Origin of the sequence: Halomonas alkaliantarctica (assembly GCF_029854215.1) — a bacterium.
Taxonomy (GTDB): domain Bacteria; phylum Pseudomonadota; class Gammaproteobacteria; order Pseudomonadales; family Halomonadaceae; genus Vreelandella; species Vreelandella alkaliantarctica_A.
Map to the genome: position 1 here is coordinate 608,027 of NZ_CP122961.1, position 21,784 is coordinate 629,810.

Sequence of the window (21,784 nt, forward strand, 5' to 3'; positions counted from 1 at the left end):
ATGCGCGCATGGCGTGTGTTTTTGCGATGGCGAGCAGTAGCAGAAGGACGCAATTAGCTGATCGAATGGTCTATCACGTATGTCGATTCGGCAAATAAGCGTATTTGAATTCAGTCAAAGGATTGTACAGGAGGATTACGCTAAATGAGTGGATCGACCCCGCAGAGTAAATTTTCACGCCGGAACGATTTTTTTTCTCTAGCCGTTCTAGGTGGGCTGCTGATTGGAAGCTTTCCTGTTGAGGCTTTTGCGTTTGGCTTTGATGATGTCGTTAAAAAAGCAGAGGAACTCGCGCAACAGGGCTACCGCGCACCGGAAACGTCGTTGCCCAGTGAGCTGCGAGAGCTCAGCTTTACGGAATATGCGCAAATACAGTTCAAGCGAGATCGCGACGTGTGGAGCGGTAGAGGCGCACCTTTCACCCTGAGCTTTATCCATGAAGGGATGCATTATGACAGTGCCATCCAATTAAACAGCATTGATCAGGAAGGCGAGGTGCATGCCTTTGCTTACAACCCTGATGACTTCACGTACGGTGATTTAGGTATCTCCGATGAAGTGAAGAATAGCGATGGCGTTGGTATTGCTGGTGTCAGGATCAACCATGCGCTCAATGAAGGTGATCGCAATGAGGAGATGATGGTCTTTCTGGGGGCAAGCTATTTTCGCGCAGTTGGCAGAGGGCAGGTTTATGGCCTTTCAGGGCGCGGCCTGGCTGTTGATACAGGGTTGCCTTCAGGCGAAGAGTTCCCTCGCTTTAGCGAAATGTGGATCATCGAACCTAGCTCAGAAAGCCAGTACTTGACGATTTTCGCCCTGCTTGACTCGCCTAGCGTTACCGGTGCCTACCGCTTCGTGTTACGCCCCGGAGAAGACACCTTAGTAGACGTACAGTCGCGGCTATATTTGCGCCGGGCGGTCGAGAAATTGGGGATAGCACCACTCACCAGTATGTACCTTTACGGCCCAGAGCAGCCCTCTTCGACACAACACTATATCCCGGCAATCCATGATTCTAATGGCCTATTAATCAATGATGCACAGAATGGCTGGACATGGCGCCCGCTAGCCAATCCGGCCAGATTAATGATGAATCGACAGGCAACGCCTCAATTACGCGGGTATGGCCTGATGCAACGAGGTCACAATTTTAGCGATTATCAGGATATTGCCGCACGTTATGATCTGCGCCCAAGCGCCTGGGTTGAGCCACAAAACGAATGGGGGGCCGGTAGTGTTGAGCTGATCCAGATTCCCACAGACAACGAGACCAACGACAACATCGTATCAATGTGGCTGGCTGATGAAACGCATGAACCTGAAACACCGCTGGCGTTCGATTACCGTATTACGTTCACAACCGATGAAAGCCGTCACCTTGATCCTCAGCTTGCGTGGGTTGAAGAGACGCGTCGATCACGGGGAGAAGTGATTCGCGATAACATGGTGCGTGAGCCCGACGGTACGCTCGCTTTCGTACTCGATTTTATCGGGCCCTCGCTTTCCGGTATCCCCAGTGATGCAAATATGAGTGTAGAGGCCAGCGTTGGCGATAATGGCGAATTAGCCAATAGTCGTGTTGTTCATAACCCAGCGACCAACGGTTGGCGGGTGTTCGTCAACGTGAAGCGCAACAATGGCAATCAGCCTTTGGATATCAGGGCCAAGCTAGTACTCGATGGCAAGCAAATGTCCGAGACTTGGTACTATAGGCTGCCCGCTAATGGCTGAAACAAGATCTCCTTCCCAGACAGCACCAACGGATCTTTATTTAGAGCGATTGGCGTTGGAAACCCAGGATCGAAAGGAGCGCTACACGCTATTAGTGGGTGATCTAGATCAACACGATATGGCGGCGCTACACACTGCGTTGGGTGGAGATAGCGAGGGCGCAGGTGATTGGCAGAATGAAAATAGTGATGATCCAGCGGCCTTATCAGTGGGACGTCGCTTGGCACTTGCCTATGCAGAGCCGCCGCTAGCGCCGCCAGAGATATTGTCAACGGATGCGTCTGGCATTACGCGTCTACGCACTGCGCCACCGATGAAACGAACGCCACTGGCCCCCCAGAAGTGGTCGACCAATCCTTTCGTGAATATTGGTCGACGTTTCAAGCGCTGGGCTAACGGTGATTTTGGTCGGCGCAAAAGAGCGTCGCCCTCCGCGTCCTGGAAGTGGGTCGCCAGACGGCGTCGTTGGATTTTGCTGGTGCTGATTTTCGGCCAAAGTATTATCGCTGCCAATCAGATGCGTACTGTACTCCCTGGCCAGGGTCTGCAGTGGCTTGAGATAGCGATCCTATCGCTGTTTGTGCTGCTCTTCGCCTGGGTGTCCGCCGGGTTTTGGACCGCGTTGATGGGGTTCTTTCAGCTATTACGAAGCCATGACCGCTACGCCATTGACAGCGAAGTGGGCGACGAGCCGATTGATGATGAGGCACGCACAGCACTGCTGGTGCCGATCTGTAATGAGGATGTTGCCAGGGTCTTTGCCGGGGTGCGCGCCACCCTGGAGTCCCTGCGCAGCACGGGCAATGGCCAGCATTTCGACATCTTCATTCTGAGCGATACGTCCGACCCAGATATTGCCATTCAAGAAACCTATGCCTGGCTGGCGTTGTGCCGTGACCTGGATGCTTTCGGCCAGATCTTCTATCGCCGTCGACAGCGCCGTGTCAAACGCAAGAGCGGTAATCTTGACGATTTTTGCCGCCGCTGGGGGGCGCTCTATCGTTACATGGTGGTGTTGGATGCCGATAGTGTCATGAGCGGAAAATGCCTTACCCGGCTGGTGCAAATGATGGAAGTGCACTCCAAGGTAGGCATTATCCAAACAGCACCACGCGCTTCTGGGCGCCTCAATTTGTATGCACGCATGCAGCAGTTTGCGACGCGGGTTTACGGGCCGTTGTTTACCGCCGGGCTCCATTTTTGGCAACTGGGCGAGTCGCACTACTGGGGGCATAACGCGATTATTCGCCTGGCCCCGTTTATGCAGCACTGCATATTAGCGCCGCTACCCGGTAAAGGCTCAATGTCCGGCGAGATTTTGTCCCATGATTTTGTCGAGGCAGCGCTAATGCGGCGCGCCGGTTGGGGAGTATGGATTGCCTACAAACTGGAAGGCAGCTATGAGGAAATGCCACCTAACCTGCTTGATGAGCTCAATCGCGACAGGCGCTGGTGCCACGGCAATTTGATGAACTTCCGGCTGTTTTTTTCGCAAGGCATTCATCCCGTTCACCGTGCCGTCTTCCTGACCGGTTTAATGTCTTACCTTTCAGCGCCGCTATGGTGCCTTTTCTTAGTCCTTTCTACCGCACTGTTAGCCGTGCACAGCTTTAGCACCCCCAACTACTTTCCTGAGCCGGGAATGCTGTTTCCTGTTTGGCCACAATGGAATCCTACCTTGGCGGTGGGGCTGTTCGGTGTAACGGCGTTACTGCTGTTCTTGCCTAAGCTGCTAAGCGTACTGCTGGTGTGGATAAAGGGCAGCCGCCAATTTGGTGGGCCGCTCAAGGTGTTGGCGAGCATGGTTCTTGAGTCGCTATTCTCGATGCTATTAGCGCCGGTAAGAATGCTGTTTCACACCCGCTTTGTACTCACGTCAGTGATGGGGTGGGCAGTACAGTGGCGCTCACCGTCGCGGGAAAACAGCGACACGACGTGGCGGGATGCTATTCGCGCGCACTGGACCCAAACGCTAATAGGGGCTGTGTGGGCAGCGGGTGTTTACGTTATGGAACCGACATTTCTTTGGTGGCTCTCGCCCATTGTCGTTGCTTTGATGCTGTCTATCCCGGTATCGACTCTCTCGAGCCGTGTCTCACTAGGGCAGCTCAGTTTTCAAAAGCGACTGTTCCGTATTCCCGAAGAAACGCAGCCACCACGGGTGCTGCGGCGCATGGTGAGCTTACTTACCCGCATGAACACAGGAATGTCGGCACCGTCCTTTGTCCGTGTGGTGGTAGAGCCCGTGCCTAATGCGTTGGCAATTGCTTTAGGCACATCACGACACCGCGATGTCGAACCCATACGCCAGCGCCGAGCCGAGCGGGTTTCTCGCGCCGTGTTGATGGGGCCAGAGAGGATGAGTCGATTGGAACGGCTGGATTTTCTAGATGATCCAGTGATGATGTCGCAACTGCACTACCACCTGTGGGTCGACAGCAAGGCACATCGCAGTTGGTTTGAGTTGGGTCTGCCAGGGCGGGAATCGACGCACCTACCGACCTTTAACTAAGGTTACTTTTGGGTTGAGCGTCTGCGACGGACACTCACCAAACTGCTGCTTATAGTCGTGGGCAAATTGTCCTAGATGCCAGAAGCCCCAGTAAGTGGCTATTTCCGTTACCGACTGCTCGGGTGATGCGGCACGCAGCGCCCGACGCACGCGGTTCAACCGGGTCAGGCGTAAAAACTGCAGCGGGCTGATGCCCAGGATGGTGGTAAAGCTGTACTGCAGGGTGCGGCGGCTCACGTGAGTGAGCTGACAAAGCTCCTCCATCGTCACTGGGCCATCCAAGTGCTCATCAACATAGCGTTTAACCCGGTCTACCACTTCTTTACGATGAGTGTAGCTGGGTGGCAGCTCTGCTCCAGGCTGCTCGACTTGCAACAGTTCAAGCAGCGCCATCAGTAGAATGTCTTGATGAATATGGTTAGCGATTGCCAGTGTTTGGCTGGTGAGTAAACGTTCGATAAGAAATGACATGGCGTTTATCGTTTCGCTAGCCGCTTGGCGACGCGGCATCATTTGCCAGCATGTATCCAAACTCACACCCTGCCGTTTGGCCGCCTCAGCTAGCGCAGGCAACTGAATGACCAACCCATAAATATCGAAAGCCTCTGGGGTGACCAGTTCAAAATCCCGTCCGCCGGGGCGGCACATGACCTCGCCCTCGCTCAGCGCTTGACCATTGATTCGCGCGCCTTGGTCCGTAGCCGGAATTCCGATCCACAGTGAGTCTGGCCAAACTCGACACTGCTGTCGTAGCGCTTTCCCGGTGTGCTCCTTAAACACCTGTATCGTCTCAAGTGCCACTTCATCCAGGCGACCATAGAAGCTTCCTGGGCTAAGCTGGTCGTACTCCTGCTGCCAGCGCGTCAGGTTTTGCGCGTGCTCATCGGCATCGAACGCTTCCTGAATGCATCTTTTTGGTGCAAATGCGCTATCAAGCGTGGTCATGGGAGGCTCCTCGGAGCGTTATAAGCGCTCAATATTGTTTGGTTAACGCCTTATGTTTCTGTATCTATTGGAATTTATGAAATATTAACGGGTTTGCCGAAACTCGATACTCCCTCTCTAGTGATAGCGCTATGGTAGAAACAAGCAAGTTTCATACCTCAACGCGCAGTCAGCGCGATTAAAAGAGCAGTCGTAAAAAAGGAAAGCTCCATGGCGCAGACCTATCACACCACGGTCGGGAGTCGCAGCTACCGCTTCGCAAGCCTAGCCGAGCTGATGGCCAAAGCCACACCGCCTCGTTCCGGTGACCGCTTGGCTGGCGTAATGGCGGAGAGTGCCGAAGAGCGGGTGGTTGCTCAAATGGTTCTTGCCGAACTCCCGCTGACCACTTTTTTGAATGAGGCCCTGATTCCATACGAAGAGGATGAGATCACCCGGCTGATTATGGATGACCATGATGCCGACGCCTTCGCCCCCATTCGCCACCTTACCGTGGGCGATTTTCGTAACTGGCTACTCTCCGACCATGCTACCAGTGAAGTAATAACGGAAGTGAAAGCGGGGATTACCCCCGAAATGGCCGCTGCCGTCAGCAAGCTGATGCGCAATCAGGACTTGATTCTGGTGGCCAAGAAGTGCCGGGTCACCACCGCCTTTCGCAATACGATTGGCATGCCGGGGCGGCTCTCGACACGCCTTCAGCCCAACCACCCCACCGATGATGTCACCGGTATTGCCGCTAGTATTTTGGATGGGCTGCTATACGGCAGCGGCGATGCGGTGATTGGCATTAATCCCGCGACAGACAACGTCGCTCAGAGCGTGAAACTGATGCGCCTGATGGATGAAGTAATCCAGAAGTATCAAATCCCCACCCAATCCTGCGTGCTTACCCACGTAACGAACACTCTGGAGGCGATCGAGCAGGGCGCACCGGTGGATCTGGTATTCCAATCGATTGGCGGCACCGAGGCCACCAACCGCAGCTTTGGTTTTGACTTGAGCACTCTCGCCGAAGCCGAGGCGGCGGCGCAGTCGCTCAATCGCGGCACGGTGGGTCGTAACGTGATGTATTTCGAAACCGGCCAGGGCAGCTCGCTCTCCGCCGATGCTCACCACGGGCTCGACCAGCAAACCTGCGAGGCCCGAGCCTATGCGGTGGCGCGCAAGTTTAATCCGCTGCTGGTCAATACCGTGGTGGGTTTTATCGGCCCCGAGTACCTGTTCGATGGCAAAGAGATCACTCGCGCGGGGCTTGAGGATCACTTCTGTGGAAAGCTGTTGGGCGTGCCAATGGGCTGCGACGTTTGCTATACCAACCACGCTGAAGCCGATCAAAACGATATGGATAACCTGCTGACGCTGCTGGGCGTGGCGGGCTGCAATTTCATTATGGGCATCCCCGGCTCCGACGACATTATGCTCAATTACCAGACGACTTCGTTTCACGACGCGCTCTATGCACGGCGAGTACTGGGGCTAAAAGCGGCGCCGGAGTTTGAGCGCTGGCTCGAAGAAATGCAGATATTCCAGGATGTCAGCACTCACCGGCTCAACGACCAGCTTCCTGCCGCCTTTGCCAACAGCCTGCGCCACCTGCCCAAGGAGCCACGCCATGGCACATGATCCGTCATCACCCATCGTGGTGGAGAACCCCTGGGAGCGGCTGAATGCCTTTACCGACGCGCGCATTGGCTTGGGGCGCGCTGGGGTCAGCCTGCCGACCAGCAAACTGCTGGCGTTTCAGCTAGCTCACGCCCAAGCCCAGGATGCGGTTCACTGTCCGCTGGATGTGGAAGCGCTCTCCACCGAGCTGACCCAAGCCCTGGATTTGTCTGAGGCACCGCTGCGCCTGCACAGCCATGCCCAAGATCGCGCTATGTATCTGCAGCGGCCCGACTATGGCCGTCGCCTGAACGACGAGAGCCGTGAATACCTGCGTGAACACCTGCAGCAAGCCTCCACCTCTCAGCAGCGCTTTGACCTTGCGGTGGTCGTGGTCGATGGGCTTTCCGCGTTTGCCGTGCAGCAGAATAGCGCGCCGTTTCTGAGTGCGCTTTATCAGATGCTGAGCAGTGATGCCGCCGATTGGACGCTGGCGCCGTTAACGATTGTCGAGCAGGGGCGAGTAGCGATTGGCGATGAGATTGGTGAGCTGCTCAATGCTGACGCCGTGCTGGTGATGATCGGCGAACGGCCAGGGCTAAGCTCGCCGGATAGCTTAGGACTGTATATGACCTGGGCACCGGAAACGGGGCTTAAAGATGACCGGCGCAACTGCATTTCCAACGTGCGCCCGGCGGGTTTGCAAGTAGAGGAGGCCGCCAGACGCTTTTTCCTACTCTTAAAAGAGGCCCACCAGCTCAAATTGTCTGGCGTTAAGTTGAAAGACCGCAGCGAAGACGATGTGTTGGAAGGCGACTCAGCATCAGGCTCGACGCGTAACTTCCTGGTGGCGGAGTAACGTCACCCAAAGCGATATCCCATAACAACGATCACATAACAAAATGGAACAACGTTGGTAAACAACAGCACGCCGCTGACGACGATTTCGTTCCACACTGAAAGGGCAAAAAGATGACACAACCATCGATTGATCAGGCGTATCTGGCAAAACGCCAACTGCGCAAAGGCACCGCTGGCTGGGTACTGCTGGCGGGACTGGGGGTTTCCTACGTCATTTCCGGTGACTTCGCCGGGTGGAACTTTGGCATCGCTGAAGCGGGCTGGGGTGGCTTTGCGATTGCCGCCTGTTTGATGGCGCTGATGTACTTAGCCTTGGTGCTGTCGCTCGCGGAAATGTCAGCGGCACTTCCCGCTGCGGGCGGTGGCTACAGCTTTGCCCGTCAGGCAATGGGGCCTGCCGGTGGTTATTTAACCGGGTTGGCGGTATTGATCGAGTATGCCCTGGCCCCAGCGGCGATTGTGATTTTTATCGGTGCCGCCGTAGAGGCGTTAATCGGTATTAACGGCCCGCTGGTGTACCTGATTTTTTACGCCGTGTTTATTGGTATCCACCTGGCGGGGGTGGGGGAAGCGCTCAAGGTCATGATGGTGATTAGCGGTCTGGCGGTGTTCGCCATTCTGGCCACCGCTGTCGCGCTGATAGGCAGTTTTGACGCTGCCAACCTGTTTGATATTGCCCCCACCAATGCAGCGGGCGCCAGCACCTTTATGCCGTTTGGCTGGTACGGCGTTTGGGCGGCGCTGCCGTTTGGTATGTGGCTGTTCCTGGCGGTAGAAGGCGTACCGCTGGCCGCGGAAGAAGCCAAAGACCCCGCTCGTGATATGCCCAAAGGCATTATCGCGGCGATGCTGTTTCTGCTATTCACTGCGCTGTTAGTCGTGGTGCTTCTGGCCGGAGCGGCGGGCGCCGAAATGATTGGCCAAAGCGGCGTGCCTCTGGTGGATGCACTAAACGAGGCGGGTAACCCGACCCTGGCCACGCTGGTTAACGTGCTGGGCTTGGCGGGGCTAATTGCCTCGTTCTTTTCGATTATTTATGGCTATAGCCGATTGGTGTTCGCGCTCTCACGGGCGGGCTATTTGCCTAAGCGCTTATCGCTGACCAGCGGGCGTAAAGTGCCTTATTTGGCGCTGATCGTACCGGGCGTATTTGGCTTTTTAGTCTCACTCAGCGGTGAAGGTGACCTTATGCTAGGGATGGCCGTGGTCGGTGCCACCATTTCCTACGCACTTATGGCACTTAGCCACATTATGCTGCGCGTACAGCAACCTGATCTGCCACGCCCGTATAAAACCCCTGGCGGGGTGGTGACGTCAGGCATTGCGCTGGTACTGTCGCTGGTCGCACTAACCGGGGTCTACGCCTTTGATCCCCGCGCGTTTAACTACACCATCGTGCTATTTATCGCCGGGGCGGCTTACTACTTCTTCTACAGTAAAAACCATCTGGTGGCGAAAACCGCCGAGGAGGAGTTTGCGCTGGTGTCTGCTTCACCTGAGGAGCTAGACGGGAGCGACCCCGCACCGGTAGCCGCTGCTAAGCTGTAAGCGAGCCAACGATTAGGCTACTGTGATAAGCCCCTGGCGGTAAGACGTTAGGGGCTTTTTCTTTTTTATTAATCGTTACGAGGTTGCTTTATGACGCTGACCTTTAATAATCCTGGCGAACAGCAGCGCTGGTACGCGGTTGACGATGGTGTAATGGGCGGTGTTTCCGAGAGCGGGTTTAGCGTTATCAAGGGTGAAGGCCGGTTTCATGGCGAAGTGTCGTTGGAAAATGGCGGTGGCTTTGCGTCCGTTCGCCGCGACCCCAACGGTTTTGAACCCACGCTAGCGGATGCCCAAGGCATAGCGCTAACCGTGCGAGGTGATGGTCGCACCTACCAATTACGCCTGAAAAGTACCTCCCTGGATCATGCCTCAGCGTATCGAGTGAAATTTACGCCTGCTCAGGATCGCTGGGAAACGCTGCATTTCCCCTGGAGCGCCTTTGAGGCGGTGCGGCGAGGAACGTTATTGAGCGACGCACCTGCCGTAACGCCAAGCGAGATTCACCAACTCGGCTTTTTAATCGCTGACCGCACCGCAGGGCCTTTCTGCCTTCAGATTAGCCGTATCGAGCTCCTGCGCTAACTTGACGTTGGCTACCCACCAAGGTCGTCTCGCATGTAGTTTCCGGTTACGCGAAACTGGTAAAAATAATCAGGAGCCCGGCCCGTGAAACACGCACCTGCGTACCGCTTAGCTACGACGATTTTGCATGGCTTCGATGAGTATCGTGCGCGCTTTAAAGAGATCACGGCGGATGCAAGCCGACGCTTTCGTGATGCGGCGTGGCATGATACCCAACTGGCTTCGGCGGAGCGCATCAATCTCTATCAGGAAAAAATCGACGTCACTCTGGGGCGCTTAAAGCGTACTTTCGATCCTGACGTGGTGTCCCATTGTGAGTGCTGGCGAGAGGCACGCAACCACTACGCTGAACTGATCAGCCATCGGCTCGATTTTGAACTGGCGGAAACCTTTTTTAACTCGCTGTTCTGCGCCATTTTCCATCACCGCCATATCCGCAACGAGTGGATGTTTGTGTATAGCTCCCGTGAGGATGCCTCCCACCGCTCGGGCATTGATCTATGCCGTCGCAAACAGGTGAATGGCGACTGGCAGGCTGCGCTCAAATGGGCGCTTATCGATACTCCTTTCGACAATCGCTTTGCCGATATAGACCAGGATACCCACCTAGGTGCCAGCTTCTTACAGCAGCACTTACCCCCGTCAATTTTGAACGCCGATGATGCTCAAATTGAGCTACTGAATAGCGTCTTTTATCGCAATAAAGGCGCCTATCTGGTCGGGCGAATCCTGGGCGGCGGTGAGCAGGTACCGCTGGTGCTGCCGGTTCTTCATGGCGAGGGATTTGGTGAGCAGCAGGGCGGCGACCCCAGCCTGCACCTGGATACGGTACTGATCGAAACCGACGAGGTGTCGATTATCTTCTCCTTCACCCGCGCCTACTTTCAGGTCGAGGTGGCGGTGCCCAGAGAGTTTGTCGATTACCTGCAGCAGTTGATGCCGCATAAGCCAGAAGGTGAGCTCTATGCTGCCATCGGCTTCTTCAAGCATGGCAAAACCGAGTTTTTCAGGGCTCTGAACCGTCAGGTGGCGAAGCGCGAAGATCAATTTATTATCGCCCCAGGCGTGCGCGGCATGGTGATGGCGGTGTTTGTACTGCCCAGCTTTCGCACCGTCTTTAAGATCATTAAAGATAAGTTCGACCCGGCCAAAGACGTGACCCACGCCGTAGTACGCGAGAAGTATCGGCTGGTAAAGCGCCACGACCGGGTAGGGCGCATGGCAGACACCCAGGAGTTCTCTAATTTTATCGTCCGCCAGGATCACTTCTCCCCCGAGTGTTTGGCCCATCTGCTGGAAGTGGCGCCCTCGACGGTGGTGCTTAGAGACGGCAAAGTCATCATCAAACACTGCTATACCGAGCGCATGATGACACCGCTGAATATCTACTTGGAGCAGTGCAGCGACCCAGAAAAGGAGATGGTGCTTAAGGATTACGGCAATGCCATTAAGCAAATGGCTGCGGCGAATATCTTTCCCGGTGATATGCTGCTGAAAAATTTTGGCGTGACACGCCATGGGAGAGTGATCTTCTACGACTACGATGAAGTCTGCTACCTCACCGAATGCCGTTTTCGGCATATACCCAAATCCCAGGGCAATGACTTCCAGGGAGGTGATACGTTGTCCATCGGCCCTAACGATATTTTTCCAGAGGAGTTTGGACCTTTCATGTTCGCTAATAAGGCGCTGCGCGATATGTTCATGGCGCAGCACCCCGAGCTATTTGATCCGGAATACTGGCTGGAGCTGCAGCAGGCCATCATCGATGGCCGCGTCATCGATGTTTATCCTTACCGTAACAAGCAGCGTTTTGCGGGCAGTATCGGCCAACTAGTATATTAGGCCTCTATTTAAGGTGCGGTGGAACATCGGCCAACTAGTATATTAGGCCTCTATTTAAGGTGCGGTGGAACATAAACGACGAGGTGAACATGGCAGCCAGCCCGCATTTGGTGGTATTTACCGGCTCGGGGATTAGCGCCGAGAGCGGGATTAAAACCTTTCGCGCCAGCGACGGCCTGTGGGAGAACCACCCGGTTGAAGATGTCGCTACCCCTCAGGCCTGGCGGCGCAACCCGCAACAGGTATTGGATTTTTATAATCAGCGCCGTGAACAGATCCGTCGCGCCAAGCCCAACGCTGCCCATAAAGCGCTGGCTGCACTGGAGCAAGACGGTTTTAGCGTCAGTATCATTACTCAGAACATTGATGACCTACACGAACGTGCAGGCTCTCGTCAGGTGTTGCACCTGCACGGTGAGATTCTAAAAGCGCGCTCTTCTATCGATGAGCGTATGCGCTACCCGCTGCCCAAGGGCGGTATTGAGTTGGGTCATGTCTGCGATAAAGGCAGCCAGCTGCGTCCCGATGTGGTCTGGTTTGGCGAGTCGGTACCGTTGTTTGCCGAGGCCTGTGATCTCGTCAGTCAGGCTGACTTTCTGCTGGTCGTGGGCACGTCGCTGGCGGTTATGCCTGCGGCATCGCTGTTATCCTACATCGACTACGATACCCCCTGTGCATTGGTCGACCCAGAGGCGGATATGCTTAGCCCGCCAGGAGTGCTGGCAATCAATACCACCGCTGGAGAAGGCGTTCCGGCGTTGGTCAATCGCTGGAAGCAGCAGGGTAATTTGCTGTTGTCTTGAGCCACTTATTGTTAATCCAAAAACCAAGCCTTCATTACGTCAGTAATCTGGTTGATTTCTGCTTCCGAAGTGATGTAAGCGGGCATGGTATAGAGCCAGCGGCCAATGGGGCGCATCCACACGCCGCGCTCGCGGGCGAAGTCTCCCACGCCTTTTAGTTCCTCGGCGGAGTGCGTTTCAATGACGGCGGTGGCGCCAAGTACTCGAACGTCGGCCACCGCTGAATGTGCGTTCAGCGCTTGGTCTTCAAGTAGCTCACGCTGCAACTGCTGGCTGAGCTTCGCAATTTTGCCGAGGTAATTCTCGTCCTCGAAGACGCGCAGGCTCTCCAACGCTACCCGGCAGGCCAACGGGTTGCCCATAAAGGTAGGCCCGTGCATAAAGGCGTGCAGGGGAGTGTCGCCGATAAAGGCGTCGTGGACGCGATCTGTGGCTATGGTTGCAGCGTGGCCCAAATAACCGCCGGTCAAACCTTTGGAGAGCACCATAATATCCGGCGTGACGCCCGCATGGTCGGCGGCAAACAGTTTGCCGGTGCGGCCAAAGCCGGTGGCGACTTCATCGAAAATCAATAGTACACCAAACTCATCGCACAGCTTACGGGCGCCAGTAACATAGTCCGGTGAGGTCATATTGAGTCCGCCAGCCGCTTGTAAAAGCGGCTCCATCAGCAGCGCGGCGATCTCATCATGGTGGCGCTCAAGTACGCTACGCAGGGCGCTAAGGTCGTGTTCGACCTGTTCAGCGGTGGCATCAAAAGGGGCCGTGGGCGCCGGGGCGAAATGGTGCTGGGGCAGTAGGCTGGCGAACAGACCGTGCATGCCTTCTTCCGGGTCGCACACCGCCATACAGCCGGTGGTGTCACCGTGGTACGCCTTCATCAGCGAGAGCATCTTTTGCTTGCCGGGGTGGCCAGTGAGTATCTGGTATTGGAGGGCCATTTTCATCGCCACTTCCATGCCCACCGAGCCGCTGTCCGAGTAGAAAACATGATTCAGCCCGTCTGGGGTAATGCGCACCAGCTCACGAGCTAATTGATTGGCGGGCTCATGTGTCAAGCCGCCAAGCATCACATGGCACAGCTCGCCAGCCTGCTCGCGAATGGCCGCTACAAGGCGTGGGTGCCCATAGCCGTGAATCATGCACCACCAGGAGCAGGTGGCATCCAGCAGGCGCTCGCCGCGCTCAAGCACGAAGTGAGCGCCATCACCGCCAACCACCTTGGGCGCGGGTGTCTGGGTTTTTAGGTGGGCATAGGGGTGCCAAACGGGCGTTTTCATAACGGCTCCAGGGAGAGATAGGGGGCGGCAGTCGCGGCGTCGGGGGCATCAAGATGGGGAATAATGCCTAAACAGGGGGCCGCGAGTTTGGCGTTTAGATGAGCAATATTGGCCTTAAAGCGGGCTGTGTCAGCCGCAAAGGCGGGGTCAACCACGCTGCCTGCCCACCCTGCCACTACCAAGCCGTCGGCGCGAATGGCTTCCGCTGTTAAGCGAGCATGATTCAAGCAGCCCAGCTTTAGGCCGACCACCAGAATCACCGGCAGCTCAAGCGCCATCGCCAGGTCGGCGAAATCTTCCTGTGCGTTTAACGGTACGCGCCAGCCACCGGCGCCTTCAATCAGGCTCACGTCTCTGGGCAATTGGCTAAGCGTTTCGCGCAGCAAGTTAGCAATAGCGCTAACCTCCAGTGGCTTGCCTGCCTCTAGCGCGGCGAGATGAGGCGCAATGGCGGGTGCAAAGGCGATAGGATTCACCGTGGCGTAGTCGACCGGCGGCACGCTTTGATGCTGAAGGGCGAGGGCATCGCTGTTTTGCAGGCCTTCAGGCGTCGTTTGGCTGCCTGAGGCGATGGGTTTTAAGCCCAGCGTGCTCAAATGCTGTTGGCGGGCGGCATATAGCAATCCGCTGGTCACCAAGGTTTTACCCGCATCGGTATCGGTGCCAGTCACAAACCAGACATTCATAGCGATTTTCCCAAGTGCAGCGTTAAGCAGTGGTAGCTCACGGGTAGGCCTTCCGGCTGGCGGAGTTGTTCAAAGCGCGCTTGTGCGGCGGCGATGTCATTTCGGCTAAGGCTGGCTTGTGGCCGGGCAATCTGGGCGCCAACGCCTTTAATAGATGCCATCACCGCCTTCAAGTCAGGGTAATAAAAGCGCTCAACGGTGGCCGCCTGGCGGGTGATGGTTAAACCGCTTTCACCGATGGCCCTCTCTACGCTGGCGCGATCAGGCGTTTGCAGCAGCGCTTCGGGGCGCTGCCAGGCAAAGGCGATCTCCTCCAGGGTGCCGGGTAGCAGCGTTGTGATATGCGCCTGCCCACCGGGCGTGAGCACCCGGTAAAGCTCCTCCATCACCGCGCCAATATCGCGGCACCACTGGACCGCCAAGTTGGAAAACACTAGATCAATGGCATGCTTACCAAACGGCAGTGTCGCAGCGTCACCCGGTTGCCAGTGGATACTTTCACCATAACGCTGGCGGGCCTGTTCCAGCATGCCGGGGGCTAAATCTAACCCCGTTATACGAGCATTCGGGTAAAGTTCGGCCAACCGTTGCGTCCAGAAGCCGGTGCCGCAACCCATATCCAGCACGTTAAATGCGCGGGAAGGTAATGACCCCCACAGCATCTCGCCTATTTGGCGTTGTGCCGTGGCGAGCACATCATAGCGGGGGGCAGCCCGGGAGAAGGCGTGGGCGACCCGTGCTTGCCAGTTAACCTCGCTGTTCAGCGTTAGATCGCTCATAAAACCGCCGTGCTGACGTTAGCCATCTGGGTGGCATGACGGATAATCGCCGCTGCGAGAGGCTGGGGCTGCGAGAGCATCGGGCAGTGGCCGACACCACTTAAGGTCTCGCTAATGCGGCGCTGGGCGGGGCTGATGAGTGGATCATGGTCGCCGACAAGACGTACAACCGGGCAAGGGGCAGCCGCTAAGCGCGGGCGATTATCAATCGACGCCAACCATTGCAGACCGGTAGCCAAGGTGGTGCTGTCGGCGGGCGGTGTATCGCCCAGCAACTCCTGCAGTTGCCGGTAAGCCTGCCGGGGGCTGGGCTCCCCTTGTGCCTGCCAGCACAAAAAGTGTTGCCAGGTTGCGGTGGGGTCGCGCTTAAAAGCGCGCTGAAAAGCCTTTAGCTCGGCGGTGGTAACGCCATCATCGGCGCAGAAAGTGGCGCCTGCGCCTAATAATATAAGCCCCTTCGGGGCGGGGAGGTAGTCGAGCAGGGCGGTCGCCAGTAGGCCGCCCAGGGACCAGCCTACCCACACTGTATCGTGGGACAATACAGTGGCCATCGACTCCGCTAACTGCGCCATGGTTACATTAGCGGGTAGCGCGGGAGTATCGCGGTCACCGCCACTATAACCCGGCCAATCGAGAGGCAAAGCTTCAGTTTCATGCGGCCAGTAGGCTTCAAGTGACTGCCAAATACGGCAGTCAATGCCCCAGCCTGAGAGCAGCACTAGGCGTGGGTAAGGCACATGGCCTCCTCACGCTGACATGTAGTTAGCGCTGCTAATAACTGATCGATATGGTCACGGGTATGACCCGCACTGAGCGTAATACGCAAGCGTGCTTCACCGCTGGGTACCGTAGGTGGACGAATCGCGCCTACGTGTATGCCCCGCTGCTGCAGTTGTGCTGCCCAGCGTAGGGTGCGTACTTCATCACCCAAAATCAGTGGCTGAATGGGGGTGACCGAATCGCTGAGCGGGAGCCCCAAGAGAAGCGCTTCGCGGCGAAAGTAAGCAATATTGGCGTTGAGCTGGGCGCGGAGTTCCGGTTCACTTTGAACGATCTCCAGCGCTTTTAAAGTAGCGGCGGCAATCGCCGGTGGCTGGGCGGTGGTATAGATATAGCTGCGTGAAAACTGAATCAAGTGCTCGATTAGCTCGGCATCTCCGGCTACAAAAGCCCCGGCGGTACCTAATGCTTTGCCCAGGGTTCCGACTAAAATCGGCACTTCGGTGCTGCTCCAGGTGCTGGCCACGCAGCCGCTGCCATTGTCGCCAAGCACGCCCACCCCGTGGGCGTCGTCGATCATTAGCCAGGCGTTGTGCTGCTGACTGGCTTCGACAAGCGTGGCAATGTCGGCGATATCGCCATCCATACTGAAAACGCCATCGCTAACCACGAGCTTATGAGTGCACTCACTGCGCGCCAGCAGGCTTTTCAGATCAATGGCATCGCGGTGATGGAAACGCCGCGAGCGGGCACCGCTCATCGCAGCACCATCAATTAGCGACGCGTGGTTGAGGCGATCTTGGAAAATAGCAGTATGGCGATCTGCCAGCGCTTGCAGCACGCCGAGATTGGCCATATAGCCGGTAGAAAACAACAATGCACGTTCGCGGCCTGTCCAGCGCGCTAAGCCTTCTTCCAGGGCGTCGTGAACTGTCAGATGACCGCTGACCAAATGCGAAGCGCCTGCACCTGCGCCGTAACGGCGAGCGCCCGCTGCCTGGGCTTCACAAACGCGAGGGTCTTGGGCAAGACCCAGGTAGTCGTTACCGGCAAAGCCCAAAGTGCTATTTTCCACGCCCTGCCGAGTTCGCCAACGATTTGCCTGCTGGCGATCAGCGCGGGCGTCGGCCAGACGCTGTTGCCACGCTTTAGACACTGGCGTCTACCGCCAGCTCGGCCACCCGTTCGGCGTGCACCTGCTGCTGTGCCTGTTGGGCAAGGCGGGCCGCTTGGGTAGCTTCGCTTTCGCAGGTTTCGCGCTTTTCAGGGTGCAGGCCCAGCTTGGCAAATAGAGCTCGGTCGCGATCGACCTGAGGATTGCCAGTGGTCAGCAGTTTGTCGCCGTAGAAGATCGAATTAGCGCCGGCCAAAAACGCCAGCGCCTGGGTCGATTCGTTCATTTGCTCACGGCCAGCGGAGAGCCGCACATGGCTTTGTGGCATCATGATGCGGGCGACCGCAATAGCGCGGATAAACTCAATGGGATCTAGATCTTCGACATTTTCCAGCGGCGTGCCGGGCACTTTCACCAGCATATTGATGGGTACGGATTCAGGGTGCGGGGTGAGCTTAGCCAGCTGTTGCAGCAGCGCGCTACGATCTTTGGCATCTTCGCCCATGCCTAGAATGCCACCGGAGCACACTTTCATGCCCGCATCACGCACGTTGGAGAGGGTTTCAAGCCGGTCGCTGTAGGTGCGGGTGGTGATGATTTCACCGTAGAACTCCGGCGAGGTATCCAGGTTGTGGTTGTAGTAATCAAGCCCCGCCGTGGCCAGTCGGCTGGCCTGTTCGCCGTCGACCATCCCCAGCGTCATACAGGTTTCCAGACCTACCGCTTTCACCTGACGAACCATCTCTTCGACCAGCAGTAAATCCTTATCCCGCGGGCTGCGCCACGCCGCGCCCATGCAAAAACGGCTGGCGCCTGCCTCTTTCGCTGCCTTGGCTTGTTCGACCACTTTTTCAATTTCCAGCAGCTTCTCTTTCTCTAGCTGGGTGTTGTAGTGGCCGGACTGCGGACAGTATTTGCAGTCTTCCGGGCAGGCGCCGGTCTTGATCGACAGCAGGGTAGAGACCTGCACCGCGTTAGCATCAAAGTGGGCACGGTGAACCTGCTGGGCTTTAAACAGCAGATCATTGAACGGCAGCGCGAACAGCGCGTTGATCTCTTCTAGCGTCCAATCGTGGCGCTGTTCGTGAAATCGCTCGTGGGGCACGGTCATGGTGTAAACCTTTTTAACTTTAATAGTTGACGAGACTTTAGCGGCGTTGCGCTTTGGGTGTCAACGTTGGTGGTTTTTTAGGTTTACGGTGGTGGTGGAAACATTCGTCAAAAGACGGCGTGCTCATTTATACTCGGCGCCCTTTTTCCACATTCTGGAGCGCGGATGTCTGATTTTGATAGCTCTGTTGTAGAGGGTTTAGTTAATCATGATTCAGTCGCCGAGCATCCGCGCCTGCCGCGGCGCGAATTTAAAGCGCGGGGCAGTTTTGTAACGCGCTGCGATAACTGTCAGTTACCCGTGCTGAACTGTCTGTGCCCCTATCAGGTGAAGGCAGAGAGTTATGCCCAGGTGTGGTTGTTGACCCACCCGCTGGAGCACTTTAAGCCGACCAATACCGGGCGTTTGATTCGCGATGTGATCACGACGACCCAGGTGTTTACCTGGTACCGCACGGCGCCGGATGCCCAATTGGCTGCGTTGCTAAAAGACCCGCGTTACGCGCCCTTTGTGATCTTTCCCGATGACCAGCCCGACTACGCGGATCGTGTTGTGGGTATCGAAGCGGTTCACACGGCGAAAGCGCAGGCGCGCATTCCGGTGTTTATCATTTTGGATGGCACTTGGCGTCAGGCGCGGCGCATGTTCCGTAAAAGCGCCTATCTGGATGCGTTGCCTGTGCTGCCATTGAGAACCGAGCGCGAGACGCGCTACCGGCTGCGCAAGCCGGCCTCAAAAGCGCACCTTTGCACGGCGGAAGTGGCTATCGAGCTGCTGCGCCAGGGCGGGGATACGGTTGCTGGGGACGTGCTGGACGACTACTTTGAGGTATTTAACGATAGCTACGCGGCGAGCCGACTGCATCACAAAATCGACCCGCCTACGGCAGCGATGCGGCGCCTAGCCGCCAAACAGAGCGCCGGCGATTCTGAATCCAGCCACCCAGGTGCCCACCGCGGAGCCTAGCGTGGCGAGAATAAACACCAGCAGGGTGCGCGATACGCGGTTTTTCCACCAGCCTTTCAACTCCGTGACATCGTGGCGCAGCGATGAAAAATCGCGCACTTTGGGTTTGCGCATATAGAGCTCAACCCCGGCGGCCACAAAACCAGCGCCGATGGTGGGGTTCAGCGAAGTGAGCGGCGCGGCAAAGAAGGTGGCAATCACTGTAACGGGGTGTGCCAGGGCGATAATCGTCGCACCGCCCGATAGAATGCCGTTAATCAAGAACCACTCAAGCACCAATTGCCAGCCAAGGTCTGTATTGCGTGAAAAACCAATCGCAAAGCCGGTAAGCACCAAGGCGGTAATCAGCCACGGCAGCGCTTTCCAAAGCTTGGAAGGCGGCGGGGTGGCCTCAAGCAATTCGCGCTCTACCTTTGGTTCGGCGGGCAGAGGGGTTTCAAGGTGCTCACCGGTGCCTTTAAGGTGGCCTGCGCCGATGACTACTAGCACGTGCTTGTAACGTCCTGGCGGCGCCTCTTCTGCCAAGCGTAGCGCCATGTAGCGGTCGCGCTCGCGAATCAGCGGGGTGTACAGCGCTTCGGATTCGGCGGCAAACTCGCTGAAGGTGGCTTCCAGCATATCGCCTTCTTTGAGTTTTTCGATATCTTCTTTAGAGACATCCTGGCGGGAGAGCACGCTGCCGATAAGGCCTGAAAACAGTGAGAAACGCTGCCACCAGGGGACATTGCTGTAAATGCGTTTTAGCGTTATACCCACATCGCGGTCGACCAGCATCAGCGGTAGTTCTAATCGGCTGGCTTCTTCAACGGCGGCGCGCATTTCGGCCCCCGGCTGGATGCCAGACTGGTCGGCAATCCGCTGCTGAAAGGCACCCAGCGCCAAGCTTGCGGCAACCATGCCTGCCTTGCCTTCTCTGAATACTTGAAAAAGATCCTGCTCGCCCATGGCATCCGGGTTGGACATGCTGTGGTGGCGAGCGTCGCAGAGCTCAATCGCCACCGCATCAAAAGCTTCGCTAGCCAACAGCGCACGCACATCGTCGGCACTTTCCGCCGACACATGTGCCGTGCCCAGCAGCGTATAGCGGGTTTCGCCGATAGTGAACGTTTTTAACGGCCCGCTGGTGGTCGGCAGAGAAGCCGGGGTTTCTTCGTGAGATGTAGCTTCGTGGTTCATTAACAGCTCTCAAATCGGTCTATAAGGGGGCAGACGTGACGTGCTTAACGCCGCCAGAAAGCGGGGGTAAACAGCACCAGTACCGTAAAGATTTCCAGGCGACCAAGCAGCATGGCTATCACCAGTATCCATTTCGCCAAGCTAGGCATGTCGCCATAATTAGTGCTGGCTTCTCCTAGCGCAGGGCCAAGGTTGTTGAGCGCAGATCCCACGGTCGACCAAGCGGTTACCTGATCAACCCCGGTGGCCATGACGCCCACCAGCATTAATAAGAACAGCATCACATAGACCGAAAAGAACCCCCATACCGCCTGGGCAATGCTGTCGGGAACGCTGACCTTGCCGACTTTGACTGCAATCACCGCATTGGGGTGGATCAGCCGCATGATTTCGCGCATGCCCTGTTTGATGATCAAAATAATCCGTATCACCTTCATACCGCCAGCGGTAGAGCCAGAGCAGCCGCCAACGAAGGCTGCTACAAACAGCAGAAAGGGCAGCGCGCCGGGCCACATGGAGAAGTCGGCGACACTAAAACCCGCGGTCGTGGCCACCGAAACGACTTGGAAGACCCCATGCCGTAGACCGCGCAGCGTGTCGTAGGTGTCGGTTAACCACAGGGAGAGCACGGTGATCACGGCCAGGGCGAGCAGAAATAGCATTAAAAAGCGCGCTTCGGGGTCGTGAAAGTAGTGCATCAGGCTTTTTTCACGCCAGGCGATAAAGTGCAGGCTAAAGCTGAACGCTGAAATCAACATAAAGCCTACGCATACCATCTCGATGGTGGCGCTATCGAAATAGCCGATGCTGGCGTCGTAAGTGGAGAAACCACCGATAGCGACAGTCGAAAAGCTATGGCTTAAGGCATCGAACCAGCTCATGCCCGCTAGCATATAGGCGATCATGCAGGCGAGGGTGAGCGTCGCATAGATGTACCACAGCGCTTTAGCGGTTTCGGTAATGCGAGGTGTGAGCTTGGAGTCTTTTAGTGGCCCAGGGATCTCGGTGCGATAGAGCGCCATACCACCCACGCCTAGGGTGGGCAAAATGGCAACGGCCAAAACAACGATCCCCATGCCGCCCAGCCACTGGAGCTGCTGGCGGTAGTAAAGAATTGATTCGGGTAAAAAATCGATGCCGGTAATCACCGTGGCGCCGGTAGTGGTCAATCCGGAGAACGACTCGAACACCGCATCGGTAATGCCTAACGAACCTTCGCCAAATAGCATCAGCGGCAGCGAACCAAACAGCGCCAGCACCGTCCAGAACATCGCGGCGATAATAAAGCCGTCGCGGATACGCAGCTCTTTTTGCGAGTGCCGATTGGGCAAGTAAAGCAGTAATCCCGTCACCACCGAAATCGCAATGCCGCTAATAAAGGCACTCCACACGCCGTCGCGAAACCAGAGTGAGATTAGCGTTGGGGGGAGCATGGTAAGGCTGAAGAGCATCAGCAGCAGCCCCAAAATGCGCAAAATAACCCGCAGACTCATGGTTGTCGCATGCTCCTGTTTTTA

The 21,784-nt window shown here is 56.5% G+C and carries 18 protein-coding genes; 9 read left to right on the forward strand and 9 right to left on the reverse strand.

The genetic code is table 11. The annotated features are described in order from the left end of the window. The first annotated feature begins 144 nt into the window (after positions 1 to 144). Positions 145 to 1,731: a glucan biosynthesis protein G gene (locus tag QEN58_RS02770; RefSeq protein WP_280105644.1), complete on the forward strand. Its 1,587-nt coding sequence runs from the start codon at positions 145 to 147 to the stop codon at positions 1,729 to 1,731. Then, a complete protein-coding gene (gene mdoH, locus QEN58_RS02775) occupies positions 1,724 to 4,243 on the forward strand; it encodes a glucans biosynthesis glucosyltransferase MdoH (RefSeq protein WP_280105645.1) in 2,520 nt (839 codons plus the stop codon). The genes QEN58_RS02770 and mdoH overlap by 8 nt, the downstream gene beginning before the upstream one ends. On the opposite strand, the gene QEN58_RS02780 is transcribed toward mdoH, so the two are convergent. Beyond that, complete coding sequence (locus QEN58_RS02780; protein WP_280105646.1) at positions 4,226 to 5,188, reverse strand: helix-turn-helix domain-containing protein; 963 nt, start codon at positions 5,186 to 5,188, stop codon at positions 4,226 to 4,228. The genes mdoH and QEN58_RS02780 overlap by 18 nt on opposite strands. A gap of 210 nt (positions 5,189 to 5,398) precedes the next feature. Here QEN58_RS02780 and QEN58_RS02785 point away from each other — a divergent pair, with 210 nt between their 5' ends. The 6 genes from QEN58_RS02785 (at position 5,399) to QEN58_RS02810 (ending at position 12,435) form a co-directional block, all read left to right on the forward strand. Beyond that, on the forward strand, positions 5,399 to 6,814 hold the full coding sequence (locus tag QEN58_RS02785; protein ID WP_280105647.1) for an ethanolamine ammonia-lyase subunit EutB: 1,416 nt from the start codon (positions 5,399 to 5,401) through the stop codon (positions 6,812 to 6,814). Then, positions 6,804 to 7,652 (forward strand): ethanolamine ammonia-lyase subunit EutC, encoded by an 849-nt coding sequence (eutC, locus tag QEN58_RS02790; protein WP_280105648.1) that lies wholly within the window; start codon positions 6,804 to 6,806, stop codon positions 7,650 to 7,652. Before QEN58_RS02785 ends, eutC begins: the two co-directional genes overlap by 11 nt. Before the next feature lie 113 nt (positions 7,653 to 7,765). Next, positions 7,766 to 9,202 carry an ethanolamine permease gene (eat, locus tag QEN58_RS02795; RefSeq protein ID WP_280105649.1) on the forward strand — a complete coding sequence of 479 codons (1,437 nt, stop codon included), beginning with the start codon at positions 7,766 to 7,768 and terminating at the stop codon, positions 9,200 to 9,202. Between the two features lie 90 nt (positions 9,203 to 9,292). Next, positions 9,293 to 9,787, forward strand: coding sequence for a CIA30 family protein (locus tag QEN58_RS02800; RefSeq protein WP_280105650.1), 495 nt, complete (start codon positions 9,293 to 9,295; stop codon positions 9,785 to 9,787). Between the two features lie 84 nt (positions 9,788 to 9,871). Then, positions 9,872 to 11,632, forward strand: a complete 1,761-nt coding sequence (gene aceK, locus QEN58_RS02805; protein WP_280105651.1) for a bifunctional isocitrate dehydrogenase kinase/phosphatase — start codon at positions 9,872 to 9,874, stop codon at positions 11,630 to 11,632. A gap of 89 nt (positions 11,633 to 11,721) precedes the next feature. Beyond that, complete coding sequence (locus QEN58_RS02810; protein WP_280105652.1) at positions 11,722 to 12,435, forward strand: SIR2 family NAD-dependent protein deacylase; 714 nt, start codon at positions 11,722 to 11,724, stop codon at positions 12,433 to 12,435. A gap of 11 nt (positions 12,436 to 12,446) precedes the next feature. Here QEN58_RS02810 and bioA read toward each other — a convergent pair whose 3' ends face one another. From bioA to bioB, 6 genes are read right to left on the reverse strand one after another with little or no spacing between them, the layout of a single operon-like run. Further along, complete coding sequence (gene bioA / locus QEN58_RS02815) at positions 12,447 to 13,715, reverse strand: adenosylmethionine--8-amino-7-oxononanoate transaminase (RefSeq protein ID WP_280105653.1); 1,269 nt, start codon at positions 13,713 to 13,715, stop codon at positions 12,447 to 12,449. Continuing rightward, positions 13,712 to 14,401, reverse strand: a complete 690-nt coding sequence (gene bioD, locus QEN58_RS02820) for a dethiobiotin synthase (protein WP_280105654.1) — start codon at positions 14,399 to 14,401, stop codon at positions 13,712 to 13,714. The genes bioA and bioD overlap by 4 nt, the downstream gene beginning before the upstream one ends. Next, positions 14,398 to 15,180, reverse strand: coding sequence for a malonyl-ACP O-methyltransferase (locus QEN58_RS02825; protein WP_280105655.1), 783 nt, complete (start codon positions 15,178 to 15,180; stop codon positions 14,398 to 14,400). The genes bioD and QEN58_RS02825 overlap by 4 nt, the downstream gene beginning before the upstream one ends. Further along, complete coding sequence (locus QEN58_RS02830; protein ID WP_280105656.1) at positions 15,177 to 15,917, reverse strand: alpha/beta fold hydrolase; 741 nt, start codon at positions 15,915 to 15,917, stop codon at positions 15,177 to 15,179. Before QEN58_RS02830 ends, QEN58_RS02825 begins: the two co-directional genes overlap by 4 nt. Next, positions 15,899 to 17,056 (reverse strand): 8-amino-7-oxononanoate synthase, encoded by a 1,158-nt coding sequence (bioF, locus tag QEN58_RS02835; protein WP_280105657.1) that lies wholly within the window; start codon positions 17,054 to 17,056, stop codon positions 15,899 to 15,901. Before bioF ends, QEN58_RS02830 begins: the two co-directional genes overlap by 19 nt. Next, positions 17,049 to 18,125: a biotin synthase BioB gene (gene bioB / locus QEN58_RS02840; protein WP_280105658.1), complete on the reverse strand. Its 1,077-nt coding sequence runs from the start codon at positions 18,123 to 18,125 to the stop codon at positions 17,049 to 17,051. Before bioB ends, bioF begins: the two co-directional genes overlap by 8 nt. Before the next feature lie 165 nt (positions 18,126 to 18,290). Between bioB and QEN58_RS02845 the strand changes: the two genes are divergently transcribed. Further along, a complete protein-coding gene (locus QEN58_RS02845) occupies positions 18,291 to 19,091 on the forward strand; it encodes a tRNA-uridine aminocarboxypropyltransferase (RefSeq protein WP_280105659.1) in 801 nt (266 codons plus the stop codon). Here QEN58_RS02845 and QEN58_RS02850 read toward each other — a convergent pair. Next, positions 19,026 to 20,267 carry a TraB/GumN family protein gene (locus QEN58_RS02850; RefSeq protein ID WP_280105660.1) on the reverse strand — a complete coding sequence of 414 codons (1,242 nt, stop codon included), beginning with the start codon at positions 20,265 to 20,267 and terminating at the stop codon, positions 19,026 to 19,028. The two genes, QEN58_RS02845 and QEN58_RS02850, sit on opposite strands and share 66 nt — an antisense overlap. Positions 20,268 to 20,311: 44 nt before the next feature. Beyond that, the gene (locus tag QEN58_RS02855) at positions 20,312 to 21,760 is read right to left on the reverse strand and encodes a TrkH family potassium uptake protein (protein ID WP_179916894.1); all 1,449 of its coding nucleotides are present in this window, start codon (positions 21,758 to 21,760) and stop codon (positions 20,312 to 20,314) included. Positions 21,761 to 21,784 lie beyond the last annotated feature (24 nt).